A 13,588-nucleotide genomic window follows, 5' to 3' on the forward strand; every position below is an offset into this window, starting at 1 on the left:
GAAGCGAATTTTATAGTATGTAATTGTTATAAAAGAATAATTTACATCGTGATTATTAAGTTATTTGATTCATTAAAATGATCATGTTTTTAATAAAAAGGGTATTACCGCACACCTCCTTTTATTGCGTCGAGAGATAGCATAAAATGCCGTGTTCATTAGCACAGTAGGTAAAGCAGTAATTATGCGAGTAGCACTTGGAGTTGAATACAACGGCGTACGCTATAGTGGGTGGCAACGTCAATCACATGTAAATAGCGTACAACAAGAAGTAGAAAAGGCATTGTCGCGTATTTGTAATCACCCAGTTGAAGTAGTATGTGCGGGGCGAACTGATGCGGGTGTGCACGGTACAGGTCAAATAATACATTTTGAAACTGAAGCTTCGCGTGACATGGTCGCATTTACAATGGGTATGAATACCTTATTGCCTAAAGATATTGCTATTCGCTTTGCACAACCAGTTGCTGTCGATTTTCATGCTCGTTTTAGTGCAACCGCTCGCCGATACCGCTATATTATTTATAACTCTCCTTTTCGAGGAGCAGTGTTAAGCGAAGGGGTTACGCATTTTCATCACCCATTAGATGAAGTTAAAATGCAGGAAGCCTGTCAGTATTTGATCGGGACACACGATTTTACATCTTTTCGAGCGATCCATTGTCAAGCGAATACACCGACTCGCACTATTCATCATTTATCGGTACAGCGCCAAGGGTGTTACGTTATTATTGATATTAAGGCGAATGCGTTCTTACATCACATGGTACGTAATATAACGGGGAGCTTGATGGATATTGGCATACATAAGCAACAGCCTATTTGGTTGAAAGAATTACTTGATTGTAAAGAGCGTGCTAAAGCAAGTGCTACAGCTAAAGCTGCAGGTTTATACTTAGTTGATGTCGATTATCCTGAAGAGTTTAATATTCCTAAAATGCCTTTAGGTCCATTGTTTTTACCTGACGCTGAAATTTAGTTATGGTTGTCGTTAGTACTTTTTATGAACACTTTTAACTACTAAGACCAGTTTTTTATACCGCGTTAGTGTAATTCATGTTTTAATTGAAAAAATTTGTCTGCTAATTGCTATTGGCAGGCTCGCGACACAGAACAGCATTAAGAGAGTTGCAAATGAGTTGGCTAGAAAAAATCTTACCTAAAACGACAAAATCATCAGGTCGTAAAGAAATCCCAGAAGGTGTTTGGGCTAAGTGCACATCGTGTGATTCAATTTTATATAAAGCTGAATTAGAAAAGTCATTAAACGTATGTCCTAAGTGTGACCACCACATGCGTGTTAGTGGCCGTAAGCGCCTGGAGCACTTTTTAGATGAAGGTGACCGTCAAGAGCTTGGCACACAACATGAGCCTAAAGACATTCTTAAGTTTAAAGATTCTAAAAAATACTCTGATCGTATCAGTGCAGCCCAAAAAGCAAGTGGTGAAAAAGATGCACTTGTAGCTATGAAAGGCCGATTAAAAGGCATTCCAGTTGCAGCAGTAGCATTTGAGTTCTCATTTATGGGTGGCTCAATGGCTTCTGTTGTTGGCGCTCGCTTTGTTGATGCTGTTGATCAATGTTTAGAGCATAACATGCCGCTTATTTGTTTTTCTGCATCAGGCGGTGCACGCATGCAAGAAGCGCTTATGTCGCTTATGCAAATGGCTAAAACAAGTGCTGCACTTGCAAAAATGACTGAAAAAGGTCTTCCGTTTATTTCAGTCATGACTGACCCAACTATGGGTGGTGTATCTGCATCACTTGCTATGCTGGGCGATATTAACGTTGCAGAACCTAAAGCGTTAATTGGCTTTGCGGGTCCTCGTGTTATTGAGCAAACAGTTCGCGAAACATTACCTGAAGGCTTTCAGCGTAGTGAATTTTTGCTTGAACACGGTGCAATTGACATGATTATTGACCGCCGTGAAATGCGCGATACCCTTGCACGCATTTTAGCTAAATTTATGAACTTGCCTTCTACGGAACAAGAGCATAGAGTAGCGTAAATTTCAGCTTTACTGATTACACGCTATGACAAAAAAAATTCCTAGCCAATCATCAAGCCTTGATGATTGGCTTTTTTATTTAGAAAGTGTTCACCCAGCTAACATTGCTATGGGCTTAGAGCGAGTTGCTAATGTTGCTAACAATATTGGCCTGTTAAACACTCCAAGTAAAATTATTCTTATTGCCGGTACAAACGGTAAGGGCACCACAGCACGCTGCTTAGAGTCGCTATTGCTAGCGCAAGGTTTCAGTGTGGGTACTTACGCATCTCCACATTTAATTCGTTATAACGAGCGTGTACGAGTTAATGGGGAAGAATTGGCAGACCAATTTCATATAGATGCTTTTCACCAGCTTGAGCAAGGCCGTAAAGACACTGCTCTGACTTATTTTGAATATGGTACTTTGGGGGCGTTGGCAATTTTTAAACGCTGTAACGTCGATTATGTATTACTAGAGGTTGGTTTAGGTGGGCGCTTTGACGCCACAAATATAGTCACTCCCTTTGCAAGCGTGATCACCACTATAGACTTAGACCATAAAGAGTACTTAGGTGATACCCGTGAGTTAGTGGCTTATGATAAAGCCGGTATTTTTCGTGAAAATACGCCCGCTATTATAGGGGATTTAAATATTCCTCACACAATGACTGATTACGGCAAAGAAATTAATGCCAACATGACGCTGTCGGGCAGTGACTTTATTTTTAAAGAAAATGCTGAGAGCTTTAATTGGCAATATAAAGAACATAATCTTGAAATAGATAAGCCTGCAATACCGTGTCAAAATGCAGCTACCGCATTAACTACGCTAAGTGTTTTAAACTTATTACCTAGTGAATCAATTATACGAAGTTGTTTAGCTAATTTAGTTGTCGAAGGGCGCTTTCAACAGTTAAGTGTTGAGCCTTTAGTCTTTACCGACGTAGCACACAACCCTGAGTCGGCGCGTTATTTAGCCAATAAGTTATCAAGCTATAAAGATAAAGGCTTTAAAATTCATGCATTAGCCGCTATGCTTGCTGATAAAGATAAAGCGGGTGTATTTAAAGAAGTAAGTCACTTGGTCGATGAGTGGTCATTAGCGAGCTTAAGTGGCCCGCGAGGCGACACTGCAAGTAATTTACAAAATGCACTGCACGAATTGTCTCATCATAATACTATTAATAGCTATGATAGTGTGGCACAAGCACTGAATGTAATTTTACCAGAACAACAAAGTGATACTATGTTGATTATATTTGGTTCATTTTTTACAGTTGCTGGCGCTATTAATTACTTTAAAAAATAGAGAGGATGTCGGTGAACTCAAGTTTTATTAATCGCTTAGTCGGAACAAGTATAGTGGTGATCGCAGCAATTGTGTTTATCCCTAATATACTCGATGGCGAAAAAGTGCATTATAAAGAAGGCTTTAAAGCGATCCCAGACCGCCCTGAGTTCAAAACAATCGATCTTCAAGAGTCAATTGATGAAAATATGGCTAATGCTGAGCCACTAAAGCAAGATGAAATTGAACACATTCAAGCTGACGATGAAGCTTTTGAGCAGCAAAGCGCGATGGATGAGAGTGATTACGCTGTGGAAGATAAAGTTGTTGAAGCAACTATAGAACCCAAAGCTACACCAATTACAAAAGCGCCTGTTCAAGCTAAGCCAGAGCCAATTGCACCACGTAAAAGTGATGAAAACCTAACGAGTATGGCCTATGTTATTCAATTAGGTAGTTTTTCACATGTTGCAAACGTTAAAGCATTACAGGCTAAATTAAAGGCTGAAGGGTTTAAAACGTTTACTAAACCGATTAAAACCCCAAATGGGACACTAACCAAAGTATTTGTTGGTCCTTCGCTTGATAAAAGTGAATTACAAAAGCAGCTCCCCCAGCTCAAAGAGCTTACTAAATTAAATGGTAAAGTTACGCAGTACGAAGTAACAAAATAATTTTAAAAAGGCTTGTATAACAAGCCTTTTTTTTATTTATTTATATTTTTTTTATCATTATCTTTATCTCACAATACCTAGACTAGAATGTTAATTTTTTGTATTAACTACAACCCAGTAATCTCCCGTTTAAACTTGCATACTAACGATGTTTGGGTATAGAATGCGCCCCAAATTAGCGACTAATTGGTTCTTATGATCTGGGTTGATTACGCCATTATTGGCATCATTGTATTGTCTACCATCATCGGTTTAATACGCGGCTTTGTAAAAGAAGCAATGTCATTAGCGGTATGGGCTGGCGCCTTTATCATCTCTAGCTTATTTTACCAATATTTAGCTTCCTTCCTAACAACCATTTCTGAACCCCTTTTAAGAAATGCGGCGGCCATAGCCATATTATTCTTTGCGACGCTACTGTTAGGCGGTTTACTAAACTACATTTTAGGTGAGCTCGTACATCGTACTGGTTTATCGGGTACCGACCGTGTCTTTGGCATAGTGTTTGGTGCTCTACGAGGCGTGTTGGTCGTGAGCGCGTTACTCTTCTTTCTTGATGCTTTTACTGGTGCACCCAATACGCACTGGTGGGGCAATTCTATTTTGATTCCAGAATTTGGCTTTGTTGTTGAATGGTTCTTTTCGTACCTAGAAAACAACTCGAGCTTTTTAAATTCAGTAAACCGTTAATCGGCGAGGATAAATTACATGTGTGGTATCGTTGGAATAGTCGGAACATCCCCTGTCAATCAGGCGATTTATGATGGCTTAACTGTTTTGCAGCACCGTGGTCAAGATGCCGCGGGTATCATTACCATTGAGAATAATACGTTCAGCTTACGCAAAGCAAATGGCTTAGTGAAAGATGCCTTTCACACTCGTCATATGAAACGACTACAAGGTACGATTGGTCTTGGCCATGTGCGCTATCCTACAGCAGGGTCTTCAAGCTCATCTGAAGCACAGCCTTTTTATGTTAACTCACCGTTTGGTATAGCGCTTGCCCATAATGGTAACCTTACTAATGCAGAAGCTTTAAAAGAGCAGTTATTCTCAGAAGCACGTCGTCATGTAAATACAACATCTGATTCAGAAATCTTACTCAACATCATGGCACATGAACTAAGTAAATCTGATAAGTTGCATTTAGACCCTGAAGATATATTTACTGCGGTAACCGAGGTAAATAATAAAGTAAGCGGTGGTTATGCAACAATTGCTATGATTATTGGTCACGGTATTGTTGCTTTTCGCGACCCGAATGGTATCCGTCCACTTGTATTTGGTAAACGTGAGACTGCAAAAGGCACTGAGTACATGTTCGCCTCTGAAAGCGTTGCGTTAAAACCGGACGGCTTTGAGTTTGTACGTGATGTTGCCCCTGGTGAAGCTATATATGTTACAGAAGAAGGTGAATTTCATTCACTTAGTTGTGCAGATAAAGCATCTTACTCGCCATGTATTTTTGAATTTGTTTATTTTGCTCGACCTGATTCAACAATAGACCGTATGTCTGTTTATGCAACACGCGTAAACATGGGCACAAAACTAGGCGAAAAAATTGCACGCGAATGGGCTGATAAAGACATTGATGTAGTTATTCCAATCCCAGAAACTTCATGCGATGTAGCACTGGAAATTGCACGTGTGCTTGATTTACCGTATCGCCAAGGTTTTGTTAAAAACCGTTATATTGGTCGTACATTTATTATGCCTGGCCAAGAGATGCGTAAAAAATCAGTGCGTCAAAAGCTAAATGCAATTGATCGCGAGTTTAAAGGCAAAAACGTATTATTGGTTGATGACTCAATTGTTCGTGGTACAACATCAGCACAAATTGTTGAAATGGCTCGAGAGTCTGGTGCTAAAAATGTTTACTTTGCATCCGCAGCGCCTGAAATACGCTTCCCTAATGTGTACGGTATTGATATGCCTTCAGCAGCTGAGCTTATTGCTCACGGCCGTGAAGTGGAAGATATTAACGCAAGTATTGGCTCTGATGGTTTAATCTTTCAATCGTTAAAAGATTTAATAGCTGCGGTTAGCCAAGAAAATCCTGAAATTACTAAGTTCGAAACCTCTGTATTTGATGGGCAATATATTACAGGCGACATTGATCAAAACTATTTAAACCGTATTGATGAGCTACGTAACGATTCAGCAAAAAGCACCCGCGAAAGTGCGATGTCTTCAAGTTTAGAGATTCACAACCAAGACGAAAACGAAGCTGATTAATAATTAGTTAATAAAAAGTCGTTACATAAAAAAAGGAGCTAATTAGCTCCTTTTTTGCGAAGGAAAGAAAGGGAACATTTCTATCAAACACGACTCTTTATTAGCTAAACTTTATTAAGTAAACATTGGACTAACAATCCCATTTGTCCAAAGCATAGCTGTTACAGCTAAAATAATAACTAGTAATATTAATCCACACGTTACAACCGAGCTGGCATAAATAAAGCCACGCTCTTGTGGAATATGCATAAGTATTGGTACGCCGGTATAAAGTAAGTAGACCGAGTAAGCTAGTGCAATAATTCCAATACACACTACAAACCAAAGTACAGGCCAAAAGGCGGCAAGCGCCGACATAAACACAGGTGTTGCAGTATAAGCTGCAAGTTCAAGTGTTTGTGTAAATGTAGGCTTAGAGCCAAATGTAACGGCCATCCAATGAGCCAAATACGCCAATGCAAAAACACCCGCTATTAAAGCAAAATACATTGCAACTGCAATTAATAGCGCACTATCGTGCGTTAAAAATACAGGATTGCCTGCGCCTATACTCCATCCTAAATAAACAGATGAGTAATAACCCATTATTGAAGGAAACAAAGCAATCAGTAAAATATGCGACAAACTATAGGTTAAACTTTCATGGCGATTATCTATTGTTTGCCATTCTTCAAGTGGGTGAGCATAAATGCCCCAGAGATGATTTAGTATCATAGTGCTTACTCCATAAAAGGAACGTATTACTGTTTTGGTTGGTTTATTTTTATACAGTCTATGTACAGTTATGGTTCACTTATTTTGCAAAGTCAAGTTAACTCACTATTAACATTTTGCACAGGTTAGGGCTTTGATTTATCCCAAACAAAATTTCGTGTTAAAATAATGCTCTATCAAATTTATTTAGTAATGAGCAGTCAACGTGCCACATAGCCAACTTTTAGAGCCGATCAATAACTTTTTAGTGTGTACAACCCCGCAGCAGTGGGTGGAGCAGGCAATTAAAAAAGAGAACTTATCAGTAATCTTAATCGATCACTTAATTTGTGAGTTAAAAGCGGCTCAAAGTGCGATGTTTTTAATACGTAAATACGCTGTTGATAAAGAGGGCAGTGATGCCTTACTCGAGTGGCTAAAGCCATTTGAAACGCTTATTTATAAGCGTGAAGGAAATTGGCGTGATCTCGCTGCTAAAAATAAGCTAACTAAATCAATAATTCCTAAATCTAATTCGCCATATGGACAAGATTTAATTGATAAAATGGTATTGTTGATAAAAGAAGAGTTGCATCATTTTTACCAAGTGCTCGAAATTATGGACGAGTACGGTGTAGAGTACCAAAGCATTACACCATGTCGTTATGCAAAAGGCATGCTTCGTCATGTTAAAACGTTTGAGCCAAACGCCCTTGTTGATAAATTAATTGTAGGCGCTTACATTGAGGCGCGTTCGTGTGAGCGTTTCGCAAAGCTTGCGCCGCATGTTGACAAACGTTTAGGTGATTTTTATATTTCGCTGCTGCGCTCTGAAGCCCGTCACTACCAAGATTATCTAACTTTAGCGCAAGAAATTGCTGATTTTGATATTACCGAACGAGTTAAAGAATTTGGCGAGATTGAAGCCGAATTAATTTCATCACAGGATGAAGATTTTAAGTTTCATAGTGGCCTGCCAATAGCATAAAGCTAATTTTCTTTTAAAAAATTAATGTATTCAGCTGTTTTTTGATTGCTGAAATTGTGTTTTTTCATGATTTCAGCAATGCTTCCGTTTTCAATTATTATATCAATCCCTCTATTAAATTTTTGTAAGTACTCTTTTGCTCTGTAATTTGATTTAGAGACAACTAAATATAGTTTATGAGAAGCAAGATCTGGCAATAAGTACTCAATTTTATTCTTATCTAAATCAACTTCGTTATTATGCTCAAGCCAATACTTCCCTACTTCTTTAGTGCCTGCGACCAAATCGATACGACCTTGTTGTAGCAGGTATAAACTTGTAGGAAGGCTTTTAGTAGATGTTATTGCCAGCTCAGTATTTCTTGTAAACTCTTGGCTTACAAAGGCATTATCTTCTGTACCAATACTATAAGGTGTTAATGATTGGACTGTACCATCGAAATTAATAGCACTCTCTTTGCGTTTAAAAATTCCTGAATGAGCAACTGCAAGTGGGCGAGAGTAGTAAAAAACTTCATTTCTTTTTAATGAATAAAAAGCGCCTAAAATAGCTGTTTTTCTCTTTTTTTCTAATAGCTTTAGGGCGCGGTCCCATGTCGTAAACTCGGCTTCGCTATTAATGCCTTGAGTTTTAAGGGCTGATTGAGTGATTTCGTATAACCAACCGTTATCAGGAAGGTTTTCGCTAAAATAGGGAGGGTAGTTTTCAGTAACAATTTGCCATGTTTGCTCGCTAAATACTTTGGTAGGAATGGCAATTACTACGATGAAAATTAACAGCTTAATCATTAAACCTCTCACTATTATTCAAATATATAGTTAAATAATAGTCAGGATTTTAAATTATGCGAAAGGCGTGCTAATTAATTCTTGTGATTGAGGGGTAACGACTAAATAAGAGCCTTGGGTATACCAGTCACCTAGCACTGTACGAGTAAGCGTTTGTTCATTAACTTTATAGGTATGAACATTAGGGCGGTGAGTATGACCATGAATCATATTAGTAACGTTATGTTTGGCAAAGGTAGCAAGCACGGCTTCATCTACAACGTCTAAAATTTCGATAGGTTTATCAGCTTGGCTCAACTTACTTTTTTCGCGGGCATTACGCGCTATTTTTTTACGATACCAAAGTGGCATTGCAAGCATTAATTTTGGCCACCACCAACCACGGCTTTTTTTACGAAATTTTTGATACTCAGTATCTTGAGTACACATTTCGTCGCCATGTAAAATAACGGTAGGCGTACCATATAAATCAATGACAGTTTGTTCTTCGAGTAAAGTCATTGCGGCCATGTCTGCATATTGCTTGCGCATGATGAAATCACGGTTGCCATGTATAAAATAAACAGGTGTCCCACCATCATTAACGGCGCTTAAATACTTTGCTACATCGGCACTCAGCGCTGTAATGTAGTCATCTCCAACCCATACTTCAAAAAAATCACCCAAAATATAAAGTGCATCTACATCTTTATTTAGTATATGCGTATTTAAAAAGTCAAAAAATGCAGCGCTAATGTCGGGGCGGTTTTCGCTTAGGTGTAAATCTGCAATAAAGTAAGTTTGGCGAGTCATAGGTCAGTCTTTTCGATATAAATAAAGCGGGCGTATACACATTGCGTAAATGCCCGCTGATACTCCACATTACGTGGGTAAACTTACTATTAGCTAACAGTAACGCTTTCGATGATCACATCTTCAAGAGGCACGTCTTGGTGAAAACCAGTACTACCTGTTGCTACGCCTTTTATCTTATTTACTACGTCCATGCCTTCTACTACTTCAGCAAAAACACAGTAACCCCAGCCTTGCGATGTTTCGCTGCTGTGGTTTAAAAAGTCGTTGTTATTCACGTTAATGAAAAACTGCGCTGTAGCTGAATGAGGATCAGGCGTACGCGCCATTGCTAAAGTACCTATCTTGTTAGATAGGCCATTATTAGCTTCATTTTTAATTGGGTCGTTAACTTCTTTTTGTTCCATACCTGGTACAAAACCACCGCCTTGAACCATAAAACCATCGATTACACGATGAAAGATAGTGCCGTTGAAAAAATCAGCATTTGCATACTCTAAAAAGTTTTTAACTGTGTTTGGAGCTTCTTGCTCAAACATTTTAATGGTGATGTCACCAAAATTGGTGTGTAGAACAACCATGTGTTTTCCTATATCTGGTTTAAATATTGGCGCTATTTTATCGTAGTTGGCTAAGATTAACAAAGTAGATGTTTGGTTTGTTATAAAGCGCTAGAGCAGGGGCTTTTCAAGTGGTAACATAACTGTTCAAGTAAATAGTCAAGGACTCAAGGTAAATGGTAAATATATACAACACACTCACGCGACAAAAAGAGCAATTTAAACCTATGGTCGAAGGCAAAATCGACATGTATGTGTGTGGTATCACCATTTATGATTACTGCCATATTGGACACGCTCGTACTTTTGTTGGTTTTGACGTTATTGTGCGCTATTTACGTCATATTGGTTACGATTTAAAGTATGTACGTAACATTACAGATATCGACGATAAAATAATTAAACGCGCAAATGAAAATGGTGAGTCAATAAACGACTTAACTGTGCGCATGACTAAAGCGATGCATGAAGATTTTGATAGCCTAAATATGCTACGCCCAGATATTGAACCAACAGTTACAAGCCATATGGATGAAATCATCGCTATGGTTAAGCGCTTGATTGAAAAAGGCCATGCCTATGTTGCAGCTGATGGCGATGTTTTGTTTGATGTATCAACGTTTGAGCAATACGGTGCGCTTTCTCAGCAAGATTTAACTATGTTGCAATCAGGTTCTCGTGTTGAAGTAGCGCAAGATAAAGACGATCCACTTGATTTTGTGTTATGGAAAAAAGCCAAAGCAGGTGAGCCATCATGGTCATCACCGTGGGGTGATGGGCGTCCTGGTTGGCATATTGAATGTTCGGCAATGAGCTCAAAACACTTAGGAGAGCATTTTGATATTCACGGTGGCGGGTCTGATTTACAGTTTCCACATCATGAAAACGAAATTGCCCAGTCGTGCTGTGCAAACAACGGCAAGTATGTAAATACATGGATACATACTGGCATGGTGCAAGTAAATAAAGAAAAAATGTCTAAGTCGTTAGATAACTTTTTTACTGTGCGTGAAGTTTTAAAAGCATACGATGCCGAATCTGTTCGTTACTTTTTAATTTCAGGGCATTACCGCAGCCAATTAAATTACTCACAAGAAAATTTAGACCAAGCGCGCTCATCACTTGAACGCATTTATACAGCGCTTCGTGATGTCGTACCGGTAGAATGCGATTTAGAAGGCAATGAGTTTGTTGCTAAATTTAGAAAAGCAATGAATGATGACTTTAATACACCAGAAGCACTACCTGTGTTGTTCGAACTTGCTAAAGAATTAAACCGCGTAAAAGAAAGTGACGCAGGTCAAGCTGGCAAGTTAGCGTTTATACTGCGTAGCCTTGGTGAAGTGTTAGGCGTTGCTCAACAAGCACCGGAAGCTTTTTTACAAGGTGGGCAAGATGACGACGAAGTTGCGACAATTGAAGCATTAATTGTAAAACGTAATGAAGCACGTGCTAGTAAGGACTGGGCTGCTGCTGATGAAGCACGTGATGCACTTAATGCATTAGGTGTAATACTTGAAGATTCAGCTGGTAAAACAACGTGGCGTAAAGCGTAAGCGTTTAAAGTAATTCAGGTCAAACTAAAAAGGGGTTGCCAAATGGCAACCCCTTTTTTAATTATTTAACAGCTTAGCTGTGATACTTTTCACACGCTTCAAGTGTGTTTTCAATTAAGCTTGCGACAGTCATCGGGCCAACGCCACCTGGTACAGGTGTAATAAAATGCGCTTTTTGTTCGGCCACACTGTATTGAACATCACCGACTAATTTACCCGTATCTAAGCGGTTAATGCCCACATCGATAACAATAGCGCCCTCTTTTATCCAATCTCCCGGTATAAATTCAGGTTTACCGACAGCCACAACTAATAAGTCAGCGCGGCGAACATGTGTTTCTAAGTCTTGAGTAAATTTATGGCACACAGTGGTAGTACAACCTGCTAATAAAAGCTCTAACGACATTGGACGACCAACAATATTTGACGCGCCAACGACAACTGCATGCATCCCTTTATAACGTACACCCGTTGAATCAAGTAATGTAATTATACCTTTAGGCGTACATGGGCGAAGGGCAGGCATACGCTGTGCTAATCGACCAATGTTATATGGATGAAATCCATCAACATCTTTATGTGGGGTAATACGTTCTAAAATCTTTTCAGCATCAAGACCTTTTGGCAGTGGTAACTGCACTAAAATTCCATCAACTTCGGCATCATTATTTAGCTCGTCAATTAAATCTAAAAGAGTTTGCTCTTGTGTGTCTGCTGGTAAATCAAATGATTTAGAGATAAAACCTACTTCTTCACAGGCTTTACGTTTTGAACCAACATAAACTTGGCTTGCTGGATCAAGTCCTACAAGTACTACTGCAAGTCCTGGTGCACGTAAACCATTTGCTACACGTTCACTTACGCGTTCTGCTACAGCGCTACGTACTTGTTTTGCGATTGCCTTACCATCAATGATGTTTGCCGTCATGGGTGACCTTTAATTGGGGTTAATTAACTAGATACCGATACTCTAAAAACGAATGCATAATAAAATAGGGGTAAAAATGCTAATAAAGAAAAATACGCTCTTTATTTAACTCGTTTTATAATGTGCCTACTATTTTCGCAGAAAAGCATAGCAGCGCCAAGTTGCTTTTAAGGTATATAACGTTTGAGCTGTTAAATAGTTTAAAATTCAGCCGACTATTGTAATATTTAACCATTGTGCACTAAAAATGAGCACTTGATTGGTTTTCTTAAAAAAACGTTTGACCTAACCCCGTCAAATCACTATTATGCACCCCGTTGTCAACGAGGTCACTCGCTAGCAATAATAAGTTTCGGCGATTAGCGCAGTTTGGTAGCGCACTTGGTTTGGGTCCAAGGGGTCGCAGGTTCAAATCCTGCATCGCCGACCATTTTTTTATAATTTTTTATAATCGAATAGCTTATTGGTAAACTATGAAGTTTTCGATGCGCCCATAGCTCAGCTGGATAGAGCAACGCCCTTCTAAGGCGTCGGTCGAAGGTTCGAATCCTTCTGGGTGCACCATTTGAAAACATGTAAATATAGCGGTGATTGTAGCTCAGTTGGTAGAGCCCCGGATTGTGATTCCGGTTGTCGTGGGTTCGAGCCCCATCAGTCACCCCATTTACAACGAATATCGGCGATTAGCGCAGTTTGGTAGCGCACTTGGTTTGGGTCCAAGGGGTCGCAGGTTCAAATCCTGCATCGCCGACCATTTTCTTAAAATGGTCTTAAACTCTCAGTTTAAGTGTTCAGTATGAAAAAAGAAGTTAACTCTTCAATGTCGGCGATTAGCGCAGTTTGGTAGCGCACTTGGTTTGGGTCCAAGGGGTCGCAGGTTCAAATCCTGCATCGCCGACCATTTTCTTATCCAATAAGAACAATAAGTAAACTCCTCTAAGTTATAAATCTAAATCTGTTAGCCTATAATTCTATTAAATAATTTCTATTTTATTCTATTTAGTCCGTAGTTAGCCTGTTTTTTATTCAGTTAGTCTTTATAGTCCCTTATCTAGTCCAAATAATTGCCCCCTATACTCGACTATCATAAATAT

General features: G+C 39.2%; 13 protein-coding genes and 5 tRNA genes. 13 read left to right on the top strand and 5 right to left on the bottom strand.

The genetic code is table 11. The features are described 5' to 3' along the window. Positions 1 to 184: 184 nt before the first annotated feature. From truA to purF, 6 genes are all read left to right on the top strand, one after another. Complete coding sequence (truA, locus tag JG479_RS04985; protein ID WP_002958360.1) at positions 185 to 979, top strand: tRNA pseudouridine(38-40) synthase TruA; 795 nt, start codon at positions 185 to 187, stop codon at positions 977 to 979. Positions 980 to 1,134: 155 nt separating this feature from the next. Then, entirely contained in the window at positions 1,135 to 2,010 is an 876-nt protein-coding gene (accD, locus tag JG479_RS04990) for an acetyl-CoA carboxylase, carboxyltransferase subunit beta (protein ID WP_007376856.1), read from the top strand. A gap of 25 nt (positions 2,011 to 2,035) precedes the next feature. Further along, a complete protein-coding gene (gene folC / locus JG479_RS04995; protein WP_002958358.1) occupies positions 2,036 to 3,301 on the top strand; it encodes a bifunctional tetrahydrofolate synthase/dihydrofolate synthase in 1,266 nt (421 codons plus the stop codon). Between the two features lie 11 nt (positions 3,302 to 3,312). After that, entirely contained in the window at positions 3,313 to 3,954 is a 642-nt protein-coding gene (locus tag JG479_RS05000; protein ID WP_200220073.1) for an SPOR domain-containing protein, read from the top strand. A 195-nt stretch (positions 3,955 to 4,149) separates the two neighbouring features. After that, positions 4,150 to 4,644 carry a CvpA family protein gene (locus JG479_RS05005; protein WP_002958356.1) on the top strand — a complete coding sequence of 165 codons (495 nt, stop codon included), beginning with the start codon at positions 4,150 to 4,152 and terminating at the stop codon, positions 4,642 to 4,644. An 18-nt stretch (positions 4,645 to 4,662) separates the two neighbouring features. After that, positions 4,663 to 6,189, top strand: a complete 1,527-nt coding sequence (gene purF / locus JG479_RS05010; protein ID WP_024596369.1) for an amidophosphoribosyltransferase — start codon at positions 4,663 to 4,665, stop codon at positions 6,187 to 6,189. Positions 6,190 to 6,303: 114 nt separating this feature from the next. On the opposite strand, the gene JG479_RS05015 is transcribed toward purF, so the two are convergent. Beyond that, the gene (locus tag JG479_RS05015) at positions 6,304 to 6,903 is read right to left on the bottom strand and encodes a Yip1 family protein (protein ID WP_193226651.1); all 600 of its coding nucleotides are present in this window, start codon (positions 6,901 to 6,903) and stop codon (positions 6,304 to 6,306) included. A 205-nt stretch (positions 6,904 to 7,108) separates the two neighbouring features. Here JG479_RS05015 and miaE point away from each other — a divergent pair, with 205 nt between their 5' ends. Then, on the top strand, positions 7,109 to 7,870 hold the full coding sequence (gene miaE, locus JG479_RS05020; RefSeq protein WP_029752263.1) for a tRNA isopentenyl-2-thiomethyl-A-37 hydroxylase MiaE: 762 nt from the start codon (positions 7,109 to 7,111) through the stop codon (positions 7,868 to 7,870). 2 nt (positions 7,871 to 7,872) lie between these two features. On the opposite strand, the gene JG479_RS05025 is transcribed toward miaE, so the two are convergent. The 3 genes from JG479_RS05025 to JG479_RS05035 all read right to left on the bottom strand — a co-directional run bounded on the left by JG479_RS05025 (position 7,873) and on the right by JG479_RS05035 (position 10,031). Further along, complete coding sequence (locus JG479_RS05025; protein WP_002958352.1) at positions 7,873 to 8,658, bottom strand: transporter substrate-binding domain-containing protein; 786 nt, start codon at positions 8,656 to 8,658, stop codon at positions 7,873 to 7,875. 54 nt (positions 8,659 to 8,712) lie between these two features. Then, a complete protein-coding gene (locus tag JG479_RS05030) occupies positions 8,713 to 9,450 on the bottom strand; it encodes a UDP-2,3-diacylglucosamine diphosphatase (protein WP_149602324.1) in 738 nt (245 codons plus the stop codon). An 89-nt stretch (positions 9,451 to 9,539) separates the two neighbouring features. Next, positions 9,540 to 10,031 (bottom strand): peptidylprolyl isomerase, encoded by a 492-nt coding sequence (locus JG479_RS05035; protein ID WP_002958350.1) that lies wholly within the window; start codon positions 10,029 to 10,031, stop codon positions 9,540 to 9,542. Positions 10,032 to 10,186: 155 nt separating this feature from the next. Between JG479_RS05035 and cysS the strand changes: the two genes are divergently transcribed. Then, positions 10,187 to 11,566: a cysteine--tRNA ligase gene (gene cysS / locus JG479_RS05040; RefSeq protein WP_182732700.1), complete on the top strand. Its 1,380-nt coding sequence runs from the start codon at positions 10,187 to 10,189 to the stop codon at positions 11,564 to 11,566. Positions 11,567 to 11,639: 73 nt separating this feature from the next. Here cysS and folD read toward each other — a convergent pair whose 3' ends face one another. After that, the gene (gene folD / locus JG479_RS05045; RefSeq protein ID WP_002958348.1) at positions 11,640 to 12,494 is read right to left on the bottom strand and encodes a bifunctional methylenetetrahydrofolate dehydrogenase/methenyltetrahydrofolate cyclohydrolase FolD; all 855 of its coding nucleotides are present in this window, start codon (positions 12,492 to 12,494) and stop codon (positions 11,640 to 11,642) included. Between the two features lie 353 nt (positions 12,495 to 12,847). On the opposite strand from folD, the gene JG479_RS05050 reads away from it, so the two are divergent. From JG479_RS05050 to JG479_RS05070, 5 genes are all read left to right on the top strand, one after another. Beyond that, a tRNA-Pro gene (locus JG479_RS05050) sits at positions 12,848 to 12,924 on the top strand. A 57-nt stretch (positions 12,925 to 12,981) separates the two neighbouring features. Continuing rightward, positions 12,982 to 13,058, top strand: a tRNA-Arg gene (locus tag JG479_RS05055). Between the two features lie 23 nt (positions 13,059 to 13,081). Further along, positions 13,082 to 13,157: transfer RNA gene (locus JG479_RS05060), tRNA-His, on the top strand. 14 nt (positions 13,158 to 13,171) lie between these two features. Then, positions 13,172 to 13,248: transfer RNA gene (locus tag JG479_RS05065), tRNA-Pro, on the top strand. Positions 13,249 to 13,318: 70 nt separating this feature from the next. Next, positions 13,319 to 13,395: transfer RNA gene (locus JG479_RS05070), tRNA-Pro, on the top strand. Positions 13,396 to 13,588 lie beyond the last annotated feature (193 nt).

The organism is Pseudoalteromonas sp. LC2018020214 (assembly GCF_016598755.1).
Lineage (GTDB): Bacteria > Pseudomonadota > Gammaproteobacteria > Enterobacterales > Alteromonadaceae > Pseudoalteromonas > Pseudoalteromonas distincta.